Annotated in this window: 16 protein-coding genes and 2 pseudogenes (1 of these 18 cut by a window edge); 11 read left to right on the top strand and 7 right to left on the bottom strand. The window is 69.0% G+C overall.

Annotated features, from left to right (window positions below; translation table 11 throughout):
* Window positions 1-2: 2 nt before the first annotated feature.
* The 5 genes from F790_RS0103130 to F790_RS0103110 are packed head-to-tail and all read left to right on the top strand — an operon-like array spanning window position 3 to window position 3,510.
* Window positions 3-1,307, top strand: a complete 1,305-nt coding sequence (locus F790_RS0103130) for a glutamate-5-semialdehyde dehydrogenase (protein WP_019590815.1) — start codon at window positions 3-5, stop codon at window positions 1,305-1,307.
* A 21-nt stretch (window positions 1,308-1,328) separates the two neighbouring features.
* The gene (gene nadD / locus F790_RS0103125) at window positions 1,329-1,976 is read left to right on the top strand and encodes a nicotinate-nucleotide adenylyltransferase (protein WP_018870643.1); all 648 of its coding nucleotides are present in this window, start codon (window positions 1,329-1,331) and stop codon (window positions 1,974-1,976) included.
* Window positions 1,977-1,987: 11 nt separating this feature from the next.
* On the top strand, window positions 1,988-2,392 hold the full coding sequence (gene rsfS / locus F790_RS0103120) for a ribosome silencing factor (RefSeq protein ID WP_026279561.1): 405 nt from the start codon (window positions 1,988-1,990) through the stop codon (window positions 2,390-2,392).
* 15 nt (window positions 2,393-2,407) lie between these two features.
* Window positions 2,408-2,878, top strand: a complete 471-nt coding sequence (gene rlmH / locus F790_RS0103115; RefSeq protein WP_019590814.1) for a 23S rRNA (pseudouridine(1915)-N(3))-methyltransferase RlmH — start codon at window positions 2,408-2,410, stop codon at window positions 2,876-2,878.
* Between the two features lie 17 nt (window positions 2,879-2,895).
* Window positions 2,896-3,510 carry a nucleoside triphosphate pyrophosphatase gene (locus tag F790_RS0103110; RefSeq protein WP_026332837.1) on the top strand — a complete coding sequence of 205 codons (615 nt, stop codon included), beginning with the start codon at window positions 2,896-2,898 and terminating at the stop codon, window positions 3,508-3,510.
* Here F790_RS0103110 and F790_RS0103105 read toward each other — a convergent pair.
* From F790_RS0103105 to F790_RS0103095, 4 genes and pseudogenes are all read right to left on the bottom strand, one after another.
* A pseudogene (locus F790_RS0103105) lies at window positions 3,511-4,536 on the bottom strand (sigma-54 interaction domain-containing protein); the annotation flags it as partial.
* Window positions 4,537-4,680: 144 nt separating this feature from the next.
* Window positions 4,681-4,890 (bottom strand): annotated as a pseudogene (locus F790_RS14985) (response regulator); the annotation flags it as partial.
* 71 nt (window positions 4,891-4,961) lie between these two features.
* The gene (locus F790_RS0103100; protein ID WP_019589174.1) at window positions 4,962-6,575 is read right to left on the bottom strand and encodes a PAS domain-containing sensor histidine kinase; all 1,614 of its coding nucleotides are present in this window, start codon (window positions 6,573-6,575) and stop codon (window positions 4,962-4,964) included.
* A 26-nt stretch (window positions 6,576-6,601) separates the two neighbouring features.
* On the bottom strand, window positions 6,602-6,850 hold the full coding sequence (locus F790_RS0103095; protein WP_019569257.1) for a PP0621 family protein: 249 nt from the start codon (window positions 6,848-6,850) through the stop codon (window positions 6,602-6,604).
* 107 nt (window positions 6,851-6,957) lie between these two features.
* Here F790_RS0103095 and F790_RS0103090 point away from each other — a divergent pair, with 107 nt between their 5' ends.
* Together F790_RS0103090 and ptsP are read left to right on the top strand one after the other, a co-directional pair.
* On the top strand, window positions 6,958-7,491 hold the full coding sequence (locus tag F790_RS0103090) for an RNA pyrophosphohydrolase (RefSeq protein ID WP_198004654.1): 534 nt from the start codon (window positions 6,958-6,960) through the stop codon (window positions 7,489-7,491).
* Window positions 7,492-7,514: 23 nt separating this feature from the next.
* Window positions 7,515-9,782, top strand: coding sequence for a phosphoenolpyruvate--protein phosphotransferase (gene ptsP / locus F790_RS0103085; protein WP_018870635.1), 2,268 nt, complete (start codon window positions 7,515-7,517; stop codon window positions 9,780-9,782).
* An 18-nt stretch (window positions 9,783-9,800) separates the two neighbouring features.
* Here the strand turns inward: ptsP and F790_RS0103080 are convergent, their stop codons facing one another.
* Window positions 9,801-10,316 (bottom strand): CopD family protein, encoded by a 516-nt coding sequence (locus F790_RS0103080; protein WP_019590810.1) that lies wholly within the window; start codon window positions 10,314-10,316, stop codon window positions 9,801-9,803.
* Window positions 10,317-10,378: 62 nt separating this feature from the next.
* Window positions 10,379-10,897: a peroxiredoxin gene (locus F790_RS0103075; protein WP_019590809.1), complete on the bottom strand. Its 519-nt coding sequence runs from the start codon at window positions 10,895-10,897 to the stop codon at window positions 10,379-10,381.
* Window positions 10,898-10,995: 98 nt separating this feature from the next.
* Between F790_RS0103075 and argC the strand changes: the two genes are divergently transcribed.
* The 4 genes from argC (at window position 10,996) to erpA (ending at window position 13,664) form a co-directional block, all read left to right on the top strand.
* Entirely contained in the window at window positions 10,996-12,048 is a 1,053-nt protein-coding gene (gene argC, locus F790_RS0103070) for an N-acetyl-gamma-glutamyl-phosphate reductase (protein ID WP_019590808.1), read from the top strand.
* A 72-nt stretch (window positions 12,049-12,120) separates the two neighbouring features.
* Window positions 12,121-12,795, top strand: a complete 675-nt coding sequence (locus tag F790_RS0103065; RefSeq protein WP_231384382.1) for a DUF6776 family protein — start codon at window positions 12,121-12,123, stop codon at window positions 12,793-12,795.
* Window positions 12,792-13,226: a polymer-forming cytoskeletal protein gene (locus F790_RS0103060; protein WP_019021390.1), complete on the top strand. Its 435-nt coding sequence runs from the start codon at window positions 12,792-12,794 to the stop codon at window positions 13,224-13,226. The genes F790_RS0103065 and F790_RS0103060 overlap by 4 nt, the downstream gene beginning before the upstream one ends.
* A 54-nt stretch (window positions 13,227-13,280) precedes the next feature.
* On the top strand, window positions 13,281-13,664 hold the full coding sequence (gene erpA / locus F790_RS0103055; RefSeq protein ID WP_018870629.1) for an iron-sulfur cluster insertion protein ErpA: 384 nt from the start codon (window positions 13,281-13,283) through the stop codon (window positions 13,662-13,664).
* Window positions 13,665-13,729: 65 nt separating this feature from the next.
* Here erpA and F790_RS0103050 read toward each other — a convergent pair whose 3' ends face one another.
* Window positions 13,730-14,741 carry the 3' portion of an anhydro-N-acetylmuramic acid kinase gene (locus F790_RS0103050; protein ID WP_081619202.1) on the bottom strand. 101 nt of this gene lie beyond the right edge of the window, so the window shows 1,012 of its 1,113 coding nt (coding positions 102-1,113); its start codon lies off the right edge, out of view — the gene reads right to left on this strand; it ends in the stop codon at window positions 13,730-13,732.

The following is a 14,741-nucleotide window of genomic DNA, read 5'->3' as shown; positions in this document are numbered from 1 at the left end:
CCATGAATGCCGTGACCGACGAAGACAACGCCATCGACGCCGACCTGTTCGAGCGCATGCAGGCCCTGGGCCGCGCCGCCCGCGCGGCCTCGCGCCACATGGCCGAGGCCGAACCGGGTGCCAAGAACGCGGCGCTGCAGGCCATCGCCGAGGGGATCGCCGAGCGTCGCGCGGAGCTGGCCGAGGCCAACGAGCGCGACCTGGAGGCGGGTCGTGCCCGCGGGCTGGACGCGGCGATGCTGGACCGTCTGGCGCTGACCGATGCGCGCATCGACACCATGATCGAGGGCTGCCGGCAGGTCGCGGGTCTGCCGGATCCGGTGGGTACCATCTCCGACATGGCCTATCAGCCCAGCGGGATCCAGGTGGGCCAGATGCGGGTGCCGCTGGGGGTGATCGGTATCATCTACGAGTCGCGGCCCAACGTGACCATCGACGCGGCGGCGCTGTGCCTGAAGTCGGGCAATGCGGCCATCCTGCGCGGGGGCTCCGAGGCGGCGCATTCCAATCGCGCGCTGGCCGGCATTATCCAGTCCGGACTGGCGGCGGCGGGGCTGCCGCGCGAGGCGGTGCAGATCGTCGACACCACCGACCGTGCCGCGGTGGGCGCGCTGCTGCGCATGCCCGAGTACGTGGACGTGATCGTGCCACGCGGCGGCAAGGGGCTGATCGAACGCATCAGCCAGGAGTCGCAGATCCCGGTGATCAAGCATCTGGACGGGGTGTGCCACGTGTACGTGGACGCCGCGGCGGACCCGGACAAGGCGCAGGCGGTGGCGGTGAACGCCAAGACCCATCGCTACGGCACCTGCAACACCATGGAGACCCTGCTGGTGCACGCCGACCGTGCCGAGGGATTCCTGCCGGCGGTGGCGGCCGAACTGGACGGGCTGGGGGTCAGCCTGCGCGGCTGCGCCCGCACCCGCGCGGTGCTGGCCGACGGCGGGCCGGAGGTCGCCGAGGCTGGCGAGGAGGACTGGGCGGCCGAATACCTGGGGCCGATCCTGGCGATTCGCGTGGTCGATGATCTGGACGCGGCGATCGAGCACATCAACACCTGGGGGTCGCACCACACCGACAGCATCGTGACCGAAAACTGGGGGCATGCGCGGCGCTTCCTGCGCGCGGTGGATTCCAGTTCGGTGATGGTGAATGCTTCCACCCGCTTCGCCGACGGCTTCGAGTACGGGCTGGGCGCGGAGATCGGGATCTCCACCGACAAGCTGCACGCGCGCGGGCCGGTGGGGCTGCACGGCCTGACCACCCTGAAATACATCGTGTTTGGCGACGGCCATGTGCGTGACTGAGCGCGGCGGGAAGGTGGCGGCTTGATCGGGATCCTCGGCGGGACCTTCGACCCGATCCATTTCGGTCATCTGCGCCCGGCGCTGGAGGTGCAACAGCACCTGGGGCTGGAACGGGTGCACTTCGTGCCCTGCCACGTGCCGCCTCATCGCGCCAGTCCCGGGACTTCGGGCGAGGACCGCCTGGCCATGGTGGAGCGCGCGGTGGCCGGTGTGGAGGGTTTCGTCGCCGACCGGCGCGAGCTGGACCGCACCGGGCCGTCCTACACCGTGGACACCCTGCTGACCTTCCGCCGGGAGCTGGGTGACGATGTGCCGCTGGTGCTGATCATGGGCATGGATGCCTTCGCCGGCCTGTCGTCCTGGCACCGCTGGGAGACCCTGTTCGAGCTGGCGCACGTGGCGGTGTCGCATCGCCCCGGAAGCCCCGCCTCGCAGGACCTGGGCGACGGCCCGGGAGGCGCGGTCACTGACGATCCCGCCGTGTTGCGGGCGAGTCCGGCCGGCCGGGTGTACTTCCAGCCGGTGACCCAGCTGGATATCTCCGCTACCGCCATCCGGGCCCAGCTGCGCGAGGGGACCAGCCCCCGCTTCCTGCTGCCCGGGGCGGTCGAACGCTACATACAGGAGCGCGGGCTTTACCGGTCCGCCGCAGGAAACGCATCGATATGACATCCGAGACCATGAACAGCGAACAGTTGCTGGAGCTGACCATCGAGGCGCTCGAGGACATGAAGGCCCGCAACATCCGCAGCATCGACGTGCGCGGCAAGACCACCCTGGCCGATTTCATCGTGATCGCCTCGGGGACCTCCGGGCGCCACGTGCAGTCCACCGCCGAGAACGTGGCGACCGAGGCCAAGCACCGTGGCATCCAGCCGCTGGGCGTGGAGGGCCAGGAGGGCCAGGAATGGGTCCTGGTCGATCTCAACGACGTGATCGTCCACGTGATGCTCCCCGAGACCCGCGATTTCTACAACCTGGAAAAGCTGTGGCTGGCCGAGGAAGAGGCCGCGGAGGGGGACGGGGCCGATGGCGGCATGGAGGATGATCCCGGCCTGCAGCGGGTCCGCCGGCTGCGCGGCTGAAGCGGAGCGCCGGCGATGCGTCTGCATCTGATCGCCATCGGCCGCCGCATGCCCGACTGGGTCGCCTCCGGCTTTGCCGAATACCGGGACCGGCTGCCCCGCGAATGGGGTTTCCAGCTGCACGCACTGGCGACCCCGGCGGGTTCGAAATCCATGGACGCCACGACCCGCCTGCGGCGCGAGGGCGAGGCCCTGCTCAAGGCGGTGCCCGGGGGTGCCCGGATCATCACCCTGGATGAACGCGGCCGTGAGGTGGACACCCGCGGACTGGCGCAGCGTCTGGCAGGCTGGCAGGACGACGGGCGCGACGTCGCGCTGCTGATCGGCGGCGCCGACGGCCTGGATACCACCGTGCGCGAGCGGGCCGAGTGGGCCTGGTCGCTGTCGCCGCTGACCTTCCCGCACATGCTGGTGCGGGTGCTGGTGGCGGAGCAGCTCTACCGCGCCTGGTCGTTGCTCAACAATCATCCCTATCACCGCGCCTGAGTCGCGCGGCGTCCGCCATGTCCTTTGCCGCTCCCGGAAACCGCCCCGACGCCTTGCCCCTGCTGCTGGCCTCGGCGTCTCCCCGCCGGCGTGAACTGCTGACGCAGATCGGCGTGGTGCATGAGGTGGCCGCGATGGATGTGGACGAGACCGCTGCGCCCGACGAGGAACCCGGTGCCCTGGTCGAGCGTCTCGCGGGGGTCAAGGCGGAAGCCGCGCGTGACCACGCCCGCCGGGGGCAGTGGGTTCTGGCGGCGGATACGGTCGTGACGATCGACGGGGAGGCGCTGGGCAAGCCCGCGGACGAGGCTTCGGCCGCCGCCATGCTGCAGCGGCTGTCCGGCCGCGAACACCGGGTGATTACCGGCATGGCACTGCTGCGCGATGACGGCCCGGTGTGCACCGGGCGCGGCGAGACGCGGGTATGGATGCGCCCGCTGGACGCGCGCGACATCGCGGCCTACTGGGCCAGCGGCGAGCCGCGCGACAAGGCGGGGGGTTATGCCCTGCAGGGGCGGGGTGCAGCCTTTGTCGAACGCATCGACGGTTCCTGCAGCAACGTGATCGGCCTGCCCCTGTTCGAGCTGGAGCAGTGGCTGAACGACCTGGAGGGCCCGCCCGCCCGTGCCTGACTATTCGATTCCGAGTTTCTTCAGACGGTAGCGCAGCTGGCGGAAACTGAGCCCCAGTAACCTCGCGGCCGCGGTGCGGTTGCCGCCGGTCTGGTGCAGGGCGGTCTCGATCGCCTGGCGCTCCTGGTCGGCGAGGTGATCATCCAGACCCACATCCTCGTAGCGGATCGACGGCGGGGTGCGGCGCTCCTTCACCCCGGGGGGCGGGGTGCCCGGGTTGTCTGCGCCGGGGCCGGCGCGGCGGTCCCCGTCGTTGTGCTCCGGGGTCGGGGCGGTGGCCGGAAGATCGATGTTCTCGGCGTGGATCGCCGCGCCCTCCGCGAGGGTGGCGGCGCGCTCCAGGATGTTCTCCAGCTCCCGCACGTTGCCCGGGAAGGGGTGGCGCTCCAGCAGCTCCTGCGCGTCCGGCGCGAGTTCGCGGGCCTCCAGGCCCCATTGTTCGGCGATTCGCTGCAGCATCACGGTGGCCAGGCCGGGAATGTCGCCGTCGCGTTCGCGCAGCGGCGGGACCCGCAGTTCGATCACGTTGAGACGGTAATAGAGGTCCTGGCGGAAACGGCCTTCGCGCACGGCGCGCTCGAGGTCGTGATGGGTCGCCGACAGGATGCGCACGTCCACCGGAATCTCCCGCGAGCCGCCGACCGGCTTGATCGCGCGCTCCTGGATCGCGCGCAGCAACTTGACCTGCATCGCCAGCGGCAGGTCGGCGACCTCGTCCAGGAACAGGGTGCCGCCCTCGGCCGCCTGGAACAGCCCGGGGTGGTCCTGGGTGGCCCCGGTGAAGGCGCCCTTGCGGTGGCCGAAGAACTCGCTCTCCATCAGTTCCGCCGGGATCGCGCCGCAGTTCACCGGCACGAAGGGGCGGTCGGCGCGCGGCCCCAGCCGATGGATCTCGCGCGCCACCAGTTCCTTGCCGGAACCGGATTCTCCGGCGATGAACACCGGCGCCTGGGAGCGCGCCAGCTTGCGTATGGTGGCGCGCAGTTTCTGCATGGGTTCGGAGTCGCCCAGCAGCGGGCTGTCGGGGTCTTCGGTCGCGCTGCAGCGGGTCGGCGTCGAGCCGCACGCCGCCTCCGTGGCCGGCGCGGATTCCATGCGCAGGGCGCTGTCGATCAGTTCGCGCAGCTGCTTGAGGTCGACCGGCTTGCTGACGAAGTCGAACGCGCCCAGCTTGAGGGCCTGCACCGCCGTATCGACACTGCCGTGTGCGGTGATGACCGCCACCGGCAGCTCCGGGCGGGTGGTCTGGATGTGACGCACCAGGTCCAGCCCGTCCCCGTCCGGCAGGCGCATGTCGGTCAGGCAGAGGTCGAAGTCCCGCTGCGCCAGCAGCTGCCGTGCCGGGTCCAGCGCGCCGGTCGTTTCGGCCTCCAGGCCCATGCGCGCGAGGGTGATCTCCAGCAGTTCGCAGATGTCGGGTTCATCGTCGACAACCAGCACGTGCTTGATGCTCATGACGCCGATCCCTGGTGTTGTTCGTCGGGGGCAAACAGGATGCGGAAGCAGCCCCCGGAGGGTGCATGCGCGTATTCCAGCGAGGCCCCGTTGTTTTCGCACAGCATGCGCGAGATGTACAGGCCCAGGCCGGAGCCGCCGGAATGGCCGGAGACGAAGGGCTCGAACAGCTCCTTCTCGGTTTCCGGATCGATGCCGGGGCCGGCGTCCAGCACGTCGAGGCTGACCACGCGGGCCACCTGGCCGGAACCACCACGCAGGATGATGGGCGGGCTGTCGGGCCGGTCGTGCCCGCCGTGCACCCGGGCATTGCCGCACAGGTTCCACAGCACCTGGTTGAGCTGCGACGGGTCGAACAGCACCACGGAGTCGGCGGGTTCCACGTTCACGTGCAGTGATTCCCGCGGTATCTGCAGCGCACTGCAGAATTCCTCGGCGAAGCGTTCGAGCTCGTCGCGCAGGTTGAGCCGCTGGCGTTCGCCCGATTCGCGACGCGAGAGGCTGAGGACGTTGGCGATCAGGCTGTTCACGCGGTCGCTCTGCTTGTCGATGATCGCCAGCAGGCGCTGGTCGGGTGCCGAAAGGTCGGGCGATTCGCGCAGCAGCTGGGCGCTGTGGGAGATCGCGCCCAGCGGGTTGCGGATCTCGTGCGCGATACTGGCGGTCAGGCGCCCGAGGGCCTGCAGCTTGCTTGCCTGGGCCTGGCGGCGCAGTTCGGCGGCGTCTTCCAGGATCAGCAGGGTACCCTGATCGCCCTGGTTGCCCAGCGGGGCGAGGCGGACCTGCAGGGCCGGCTGTTCCTGGTCGCCGGGCAGGTGGCGGGTGCGGCTGGCCGGCCCGGTTTCTTCCTGCCATTCGCGCACGGCCCGGGCCAGGCGCGGCGAGATCGACGACAGGTGTCGACCCGGGCGGGGCGGGAGGAGCTGGCGCGCCGCCTCGTTGATGGAGCGGATGTAGCCCCGGGGATCGATTGCCACCACGCCGGCGCTCATGCGCGCGATGATCTGGGCGTTGAGTTCCGCCAGGCTGGCGAGATCGACCTCCTGCTGTTCGACCTGGGCGCGGCTTTCGTCGGCCCGCCGGCTGAAATGATGGGCCAGCAGGGTGCCGGCCAGCAGCGCGGCCCCCAGCAACCCGGCCTGGGTCAGGCTGTCGAGATCGCCCAGCGTGATCAGGATGGCGAGGCCTTCTGCCCCCAGCAGGCCGGCGGTCACGGCAGCGGCCAGCGGGAGCCCCAGGCGACCCGCCGACAGCAGGGCGGTGGCCATCACCGCGGGGATCAGCAGCAGGCCGATGCCGGTGTGGACGCCCCCGGCAACCACCATCAGGGCGAGCAGGCCCGCGGCATCCCCGGTGCCGCCCAGCAGGATCATGCGGCGGAACTGTACGACGCGCTCGGGTTCGCGGTTGCAGTGTTCGGCAAACGTCGCCATGAATACCGAGAACACCAGGTAGCCGCCGGCCAGTGCCGGATAGACTTCGGGGACCGCGGGGGCCACGCCCACCGGCAGGCCCGGGAACAGGCCCATCAGGAGCAGGACCAGTGCGACGAACACCCGGTACAGGGCGTACAGACGACTGGAGCGCTGGGTGTCGCTGTCGATGACCATCGATCAGGGGTTCCCCGTGACGGTGGTCAGCCGCGGCCGGAAGGTCCGGCGTCGGCATGTTGCCGCGAGCAGTAGCAGAGGTCGCCGTCGCAAACCGCCTGGTCCTCTGGCACGTGTACCCCGCAGTGGGCACAGCGGACCATGGCGCCACTTTCGCGCAGGCTTTCCGGAGGTTCGTCGCGGCGCACGCGGCGGCGCTCGCCGCTGGAGCGCACGAGGGTGCGTACGGCGAGAAAGATGGCAACGATGGCAATGATCAGCAGGAGCAGCCTCATGCCGCGAGTCTAAAACAATGTGCACCCGCATGCCTTCCGCGGGTCTTTGCCGCATTGCAGGGGGTGTGGAACAATGCGGGTAAACGAGAAGCGTCTGGTTGCGGCAAGTGATTGATTGCGATGGATTTCGTCCCAATGTAGGCATCATCCTGTGCAACCGGGAGCGGCAGTTGTTCTGGGGCAAGCGCGCGGGTCAGGACGCCTGGCAGTTTCCGCAGGGCGGCATCCGCACCGACGAGACGCCGGAAGAGGCCCTGTTCCGTGAACTGCGCGAGGAGACCGGGCTGCTGCCGGAGCATGTGGAACTGCTGGGCAGCACCCGACGGTGGCTGCGCTACAGGCTGCCGGAACGCATGATCCGGCGGCATCGCAACCCGGTGTGCGTGGGGCAGAAACAGCGCTGGTTCCTGCTGCGCATGACGGGCGAGGAGAGCAATGTAATGCTGGATGCGATGGATACGCCGGAGTTCGATTCATGGTGCTGGATTGACTACTGGCGGCCGGCGCGCGAAGTGGTGCACTTCAAGCGCAATGTCTACCGCCGGGCGCTGTGCGAACTGGTGCCACTGATGTTCCCCGAGCTGCAGCGCGAAGGCGATGCGGCACCGCCATCCTGCAATCCGCCCGCGGTGCCGCGTTGAACGCCCCCGTGAACCCGCCCTCCATGCTGCAGGTCCTGCGCCGCGTGGTGCAGGAGGTCAATGGTGCGGCGGACTTCTTCGAGGCCCTGCACATCATCGTGACCCGGGTGAAGGCGGCGCTGGATATCGATGTCTGCTCGATCTACCTGAAGTCGCCGAGCTCCGGGCGCCTGGTGCTGATGGCCTCGGAAGGCCTGCATGCCGAATCGGTGGGGCAGGTGGAGATGGACCCGTCGGAGGGGCTGGTCGGGCTGGTCGCGTCACGCGCGGAGCCGGTCAACCTCGACAGCGCCCAGGACCATCCGCGGTTTCGCTATTTCCCGGAGACCGGCGAAGAGCGCTTTCTCGCCTTCCTGGGCGTGCCGATCATCCACCAGCGCAGCATGCTGGGGGTGCTGGTGGTGCAGCAGCGCGAGGCCCGCCGGTTCGACGACGAGCACGTGTCCTTCCTCATCACCCTGGCCGCGCAGCTGGCCGGGGCGATCGCCTATGCCGAATTCAACGACGAGATCTCCAGCGAGACCCCGCTGATCGGTCACCAGAACGTGGAGGCCACGGGGATCCCGGGGTCGCCGGGCGTGGCCATCGGGCATGCCGTGGTGGCCTATCGGCTGGCGGACCTGGATTCCATCCCCGATCGCGAGGGGGCCGGCCCGGAGGCCGAGCTGGAACGCTTCCGCCAGGCGGTCAGCGATACCCGCGACGAGATCCAGGACCTCAAGCAGCGCATGGGCGAGGCCCTGGGGCCGGACGAGCAGGTGCTGTTCGACGCCTACCTGATGCTGCTGGGCTCGGATTCCCTGGTGCACAAGACCGAGGGCCGGATCTCCGCGGGCCAGTGGGCCCCGGCGGCGCTGCGCGACACCGTGCGCGAGAGCGTGCGGGTGTTCGAGGACATGGAGGACCCCTACCTGCGCGAACGCGCGGCGGATGTGCGTGACCTCGGACGCCGCGTGCTGTCGCATCTGCTGCCGGCGGATCGCAGCCAGGACGAGTTCCCCGACGGCGGGATCCTGGTGGGGGATGACCTGACCGCATCGCATCTGGCCGAGGTGCCGATCGAGCGTCTGGGCGCGATCGTGTCCGCGCAGGGCACCGGCTCCTCGCACATCGCCATCCTGGCGCGGGCGCTGAACGTGCCCGCGGTGATGGGGGTGTCGGATCTGCCGGTGGGGCGGCTGGAGGATCGCGAGATCCTGGTGGACGGCTATCGCGGCCGGCTGTTCGTGAACCCGAATGCCGAGCTGCGCGCGGAGTTCGAACGCCTGGTGCGCGAGGAGCGCGAGCTGGCCGAGGATCTGCGCGCGCTGGCCAGGGATCCCGCGGCGACCCGTGACGGCCACCCGGTGCCGGTGCTGGCCAACTCCGGCTTGCTGGCGGACATCAAGCCTTCACTGGAATCGGGTGCCGAGGGCGTCGGGCTGTACCGCACCGAGGTCCCGTTCATGATCCGCGACCGTTTTCCCGGCGAGGAGGAGCAGGTCCGGCTGTACGAACAGATCGTCGCCTCCTTCGACCCGATGCCGGTGACCCTGCGGACCCTGGACATCGGCGGGGACAAGGCGCTGCCGTACTTCCCGGTGCAGGAAGACAACCCCTTCCTCGGCTGGCGCGGCATCCGTATCTCGCTGGACCACCCGGAGATCTTCCTGACCCAGCTGCGGGCGATGCTGCGGGCGAGCCGCGAGCACGACAACCTGCAGATCCTGTTCCCGATGATCTCGGCGCTGGACGAGCTCAAGGGGGCGATGGCCCTGCTCAACCGGGCACGCGAGGAACTGCTGGACGAGGGCTACCGCATCCCGATGCCGAAGGTCGGGGTGATGGTGGAGGTCCCCGCCGCGGTGTACCTGGCGGAGACCCTCGCGCGGCGGGTGGACTTCCTGTCGGTGGGCACCAATGACCTGGTGCAGTACCTGCTGGCGGTGGACCGCAACAACGCCCGCGTCGCCAACCTCTACGACACCCTGCATCCGGCCTGCATCCGTGCGCTGGAAGCGGTCGCCGAGGGGGCGCACCGGGCCGGCAAGCCGGTCTCGGTGTGCGGCGAGATGGCGGCGGATCCGGCGGCGGTGATCCTGCTGGTGGGGATGGGGATCGACAGCCTGAGCGTGAGCGTCTCGGCGATCCCGCGGGTGAAGTGGGTGATCCGTTCGTTCTCCACCGATCGTGCCGAGGCCCTGCTGGCGCAGTGCCGGCTGCTGGAAAACCCGGAACAGATCCGCTCCCTGCTCAACAATGCGCTGGTGCAGGCCGGGCTGGGCGGGCTGGTGCGCGCCGGCAAGACCTGACCCGCCGACGCGGTTGCGTCAGTTCCGCGCGCGGCGCCAGGCGGCCACCGCGGCCGAGATCACGAACAGCAGCAGGATGGCGCCGATGCCGATCAGGGCATCGGTGATCGAGCGGTTGACGGCCAGGATCACGATGCCCACCAGTGCCGGGACCGGCAGTTCATTGAACCAGCGATACCAGGTGTGGCCGCGGGTGTTGCGGTCCGCGGCGAAGTCCGCCACCAGCTTGCCGCACCACAGGTGATAGGCGATCAGCGCCGCGATCAGCGTGAGCTTGAAGTGCATCCAGGGCTGTTCCAGGTGCACCGGCACCAGAGCCAGCATGATGCCGCCGAAGATCACCGTGATGATCCCCCCCGGTGTCATGATCCCGTAGAACAGCTTGCGTTCCATGACCTTGAAGCGCTCGTTGCCGGGCGCGTCCTCGGTCATTGCGTGGTACACGAAAAGCCGCGGCAGATAGAACAGCCCCGCGAACCAGGTGACCATGAAGATCAGATGAAGGCTGAGGAACCAGGAGTAGGCGTCGTGCATGGTGGCGTCCTTGTTGCGCCCGCAGCGGCGTTACGGGCCGGGTGTCCGACGCGGGCGCCGGCTCAGGAGAGCCAGCGCTCCAGATGGTCGCGGATCTGGTCGAAATCGGGTTCGCCGAGCTTCTGGTAAACGATCCGTCCGCGGGGCGACACCAGGAACGTGGTCGGTGTCAGGCGAACCCCGCCCCAGGTGCTCGCCAGGTCGCCGGCCTCGTCGTGGATGACGGTGTAGGCGATCTCGCGATCCTCGCTCATCGAGCGTACCCGGCTTTCGCGGTCGTGTGCCATGGCGATGGCCACGATATCGAATCCGCGGTCACGGAAATCGGCGTGCAGTTCATTGAGGGTGGGGATTTCGCGGATGCATTCCGGGCAGTCGGTGGCCCAGAAGGAGATCAGGACCGGGCGGCCGTCATAGTCGTCGAGTGACACCGCCTCGCCTTCGAGATTGCTGGCGGCGAAGCCGGGGGCTTCGCGCACGCCATCGCCGGTGGTGATCCACGCCGCGCCGACCGCGATCAGCACAAGGATGATGAAGACGCCGCCGATCGCGGCCTTGCGGTCCAGTTTGAGCTTGCTCATGTTTCCGGTTCCCGTGACTCGTCAAGGAGGCGTTGTTACTGACCTCGAAATGCGTACCGCGTTCCGCCGCGGGGCGCGAGCCGGTATCATGCCGCAGCATGACTTCCGTAACCAACAACAAGCCCACCCGTGTCGGGGTGGTCGGGGCCACCGGCTACGCCGGCGTCGAACTGTTGCGCATCCTCGCCGGACATCCGGCGGTGGAGCTTCACGCGGTGACCTCGCGCAGCGAGGACGGCACCCCGGTCGCCGATCTGTTCCCCAGTCTGCGCGGGGTGCTGGATGCGGTCTTCCGGGCCCCGGAGCCGGAGCTGCTGGCGGAGTGCGATGTGGTGTTCTTCGCCACGCCGCACGGCGTGGCCCATGCGATGGCCGGCGATCTGCTCGCGCGCGGCGTGCGCGTGATCGACCTGTCGGCGGACTTCCGCATCCGCGATCCCGAGCTGTGGAGCCGGTGGTACGGCCAGCCGCACGGGGCGCCGGAATACCTGGGCGAGGCGGTGTACGGCCTGCCCGAACTGCACCGCGGACGCATCTCCGAGGCGCGTCTGATCGCCGTGCCGGGCTGCTACCCCACCGCGGTGACGCTGGCCCTTCTGCCCTTGCTCGAGAACAACCGGGTGGATGTGTCCGACATCATCGCGGATGCCAAGAGCGGGGTCAGCGGAGCGGGCCGGCAGGCGCGTATCGGCGGGCTGTTCGCCGAGGTGCAGGAGAATTTCCGCGCCTACGCCAGCGGCGGACACCGGCACTGGCCGGAGATCCACCAGACGCTGGCGGAGGTGGCCGGCGCGGACGTGGGGCTGATCTTCCAGCCGCACCTGGTGCCGATGACGCGCGGGATCCTGGCCACTCTCTATCTGCGTCCGCTGGATGACGGCGACTGGGAGGCGCTGTTCCGGGAACGCTACGCCGGCGAGCCTTTCGTGGATGTCATGCCGTCGGGGTCGCATCCGGAGACTGCGTCGGTGCGGGGGACCAACCAGTGTCGTCTGGCTCTGGCCACGCCGCCGCACAGTGGCCGCCGCATGGTGATTTCGGCCATCGACAACCTGGTCAAGGGTGCGGCAGGGCAGGCCGTGCAGAACATGAATCTGATGCTGGGACGCCCGGAAACGGAGGGGCTGGAACTGGTTCCGGCCTTCCCTTGATCCATGCGATGGCGACGGCGTCCGCGGGTTCCCGCCCCGCGACGGTTGCGGGGGCACCCCCTGCGCCGCGCGGTGGCGCCCGTTCTCGTGCTGATGATGGTGGGTGCAGCGGGCGTATGGTGGTGGTTGAACGCCGGAGTGCCGCAGTCGACGGAGGTGACCCGTGAGCGGGACGCGCGTCTGCTCGAACTGCAATCGGCCTTGCAGGAACTTGCGCAGGAGCGTGATGCGGCCGTGCGCGAGCGGCTGCGCAGCGAGCGGCACCGTGAGGTGGTCGAGGCGGAACTCGCGGCCTGCCGGCGCGATGCCGAAGCCCGCGAAGCCGAACTGCTGGTGCTGCGCGAAGAGCTGGCGTTCTACCAGCGGCTGGCGGACGATGCCGGAGGCGACCGCATCGGGCTGCGCAATATCGCGGTGCACGAGACCGGCATCGAGGGTGAATACGAACTGATTTTCCAGGTGCACCGCGCCGGTCTGCGCGGAGAGGTCCCGGTGAGCTGGGACCTGGAGCTGGAAGGCGAACGCGACGGGGAGCGCGTGAGTCAGGGGACCGATGACCTGGGGCCGGACCTGCAGTCCGGGCGCAGCTTTGATCTGCGATTCCTGCGCACGGTCCGGGTGCGCCTGGTGCTGCCGGAGGGTTTCGGCCCGCAACGGCTGTCCATTAGAGTGGATCCCGAAGAGGACGGGCCGGACCGGATCGAAGAAACAAGAGGATGGGCCGCGGCCCGGAGGGCGAGTGAATGATGGGACGCAAGCGCAGGCAACGGGCCCGCCGGGTCGACACCCTGATCGGCGAGAACACCGCGATCCACGGCGACCTGGAATTCAGCGGCGGGCTGCATCTTGAAGGCCGGATCGTCGGAGACGTGCGGGCTTCGACCGACGGCTCCGCGGTGCTGGTGGTCGACGAGAAGGGGCAGATCGAAGGGCAGGTCGCGGTGCCGCATCTGGTACTGAACGGCAGTGTGCGCGGCGATGTCCATGCCGGAGAGCACGTGGAGCTGGGCGAGAAGGCGCGGCTGGAGGGGAATCTCTATTACAGCGTGCTGCAGATGGCGGAAGGCGCCTCGGTGGACGGACAGCTGCGGCGCCGGGATGCGGACGCCGCGCTGGAAGGCGAGGCACCATTGACTGCCCTGACCGATGACACGCTTACGACGCGTAACGATTCTTGACTCCGGCGGTCAGACTTCATAGCTTGGCAACGAAATGATCACAGGAGACACCGCATGTCCGAAACGATGACGTCCAACGCGCAGGCCGAGACGGATGACATGGACATCCCCAGCCCGCTGGTGTTTACCGATGCCGCCGCAAGCAAGGTGAAGGGGCTGATCGAGGAGGAGAACAACGACAACCTCAAGCTCCGCGTCTTCGTCAGCGGTGGCGGCTGCTCCGGTTTCCAGTACGGCTTCACCTTTGACGAGACCGTCGGCGATGGCGACACCGTGGTCGAGAACGGCGGGGTGACCCTGCTGATCGATCCGATGAGCTTCCAGTACCTGGCCGGCGCCGAGATTGACTACACCGAAGGCCTCGAAGGCGCCCAGTTCGTGATCCGCAACCCGAACGCGACCACCACCTGCGGCTGCGGTTCCAGCTTCTCGGTCTGACCCGGCGGCCAGATCCGCGCACTACAGGCCCGGTCCGGCAACGGACCGGGCCTTTTTCATGCCATTTATCCCCCGGGGATCACGCACCCGAGGATGCGGGGGCCGCGGGCCCCGGTGACCGCCGGCAGGTTTCCGCTCTGATGATGCAGGGTCCGGAACGCCAGCCATGCAAAAGCGGCGCCTTCGACCTGTTCCGCCGGAATGCCGCAGGCATCGGTGAGTTCGATCCGGGTCTGCGGCAGGGCGGCCGCGAGCCGTTCCAGCAGAAAGCCGTTACGCGCGCCCCCTCCGCAGATCAGTACGTCTTCCGGTGCGTTGCCCGGTCGCACGAGTTCCCGGGCGATCGCGTGTGCCGTCAGCTCGGCCAGGGTTGCCTGCACGTCCGCCGGCTTCGCGGTGGACAGCGTTTGCCCGCCTCGAGCCACGAGCCACGCGGGCGAAAAATGTTCGGGCCCGGTGCTCTTGGGCGGCGGACGCTGGAAGTAGGGGTCCGCCAGCAGGGCCTGCAGCAGTTCCGGGTGCACCTGCCCGGTGCGCGCCCATGCCCCGTCCGCGTCATATTGGCAGCCCCGGTGGTGCCGCACCCAGTGATCCAGCAGGGTGTTGCCGGGGCCGCAGTCGTGGCCGCTGACCTCGCCGTCAGGTGGCAGCCGGGTCACGTTGCTGATGCCACCGATGTTCACCACCGCCCGGTCATGACCCGGCTGCGCGAAGCGGGCCGCGTGGAACCCGCAGGCCAGCGGTGCGCCTTCTCCGCCGGCGGCGATGTCCCGCTGACGGAACATAGCCACCGTATCCACGCCGGTTCGCTCGGCGATCCGGAACGGGTCGCCGATCTGCCACGAAAACGCCGGTTCTGCATCGGGGGCGTGATGGAGCGTCTGGCCATGGCTGCCGATCCCGCGGACATCGCCCGGGGTCAGGCCCTCCGCCCGGAGCAGCTCCGTGGCCGCGCGCGCGAACTGCTCGCCGACCCGCGCATCCAGGGTGCCCGCGGTCACCGCGCTCAGCTCCGACTGCTCCACCGCCGCGGCCAGATCCATCGCGAGACTGGCCGGATACGCGCGGTGGTGATGT

Origin of the sequence: Thioalkalivibrio sp. ALE20, from assembly GCF_000381405.1 — a bacterium.
Classification (GTDB): Bacteria; Pseudomonadota; Gammaproteobacteria; order Ectothiorhodospirales; family Ectothiorhodospiraceae; genus Thioalkalivibrio.
The sequence above is the reverse complement of the archived record's forward strand: the minus strand, read 5'-3'. Positions and strand labels throughout refer to the sequence as shown.

Excerpts from the sequence above, each read along its gene's own strand:
- F790_RS0103080 (WP_019590810.1), bottom strand. The coding sequence starts at position 10,316 with ATGCACGACGCCTACTCCTGGTTCCTCAGCCTTCATCTGATCTTCATG.
- F790_RS0103100 (WP_019589174.1), bottom strand. The coding sequence starts at position 6,575 with ATGGTCATCGACAGCGACACCCAGCGCTCCAGTCGTCTGTACGCCCTG.
- ptsP (WP_018870635.1), top strand. The coding sequence starts at position 7,515 with ATGCTGCAGGTCCTGCGCCGCGTGGTGCAGGAGGTCAATGGTGCGGCG.
- F790_RS0103095 (WP_019569257.1), bottom strand. The coding sequence starts at position 6,850 with ATGAGGCTGCTCCTGCTGATCATTGCCATCGTTGCCATCTTTCTCGCC.
- F790_RS0103060 (WP_019021390.1), top strand. The coding sequence starts at position 12,792 with ATGATGGGACGCAAGCGCAGGCAACGGGCCCGCCGGGTCGACACCCTG.
- rsfS (WP_026279561.1), top strand. The coding sequence starts at position 1,988 with ATGAACAGCGAACAGTTGCTGGAGCTGACCATCGAGGCGCTCGAGGAC.
- F790_RS0103130 (WP_019590815.1), top strand. The coding sequence starts at position 3 with ATGAATGCCGTGACCGACGAAGACAACGCCATCGACGCCGACCTGTTC.
- F790_RS0103075 (WP_019590809.1), bottom strand. The coding sequence starts at position 10,897 with ATGAGCAAGCTCAAACTGGACCGCAAGGCCGCGATCGGCGGCGTCTTC.
- F790_RS0103110 (WP_026332837.1), top strand. The coding sequence starts at position 2,896 with ATGTCCTTTGCCGCTCCCGGAAACCGCCCCGACGCCTTGCCCCTGCTG.
- erpA (WP_018870629.1), top strand. The coding sequence starts at position 13,281 with ATGTCCGAAACGATGACGTCCAACGCGCAGGCCGAGACGGATGACATG.
- rlmH (WP_019590814.1), top strand. The coding sequence starts at position 2,408 with ATGCGTCTGCATCTGATCGCCATCGGCCGCCGCATGCCCGACTGGGTC.
- argC (WP_019590808.1), top strand. The coding sequence starts at position 10,996 with ATGACTTCCGTAACCAACAACAAGCCCACCCGTGTCGGGGTGGTCGGG.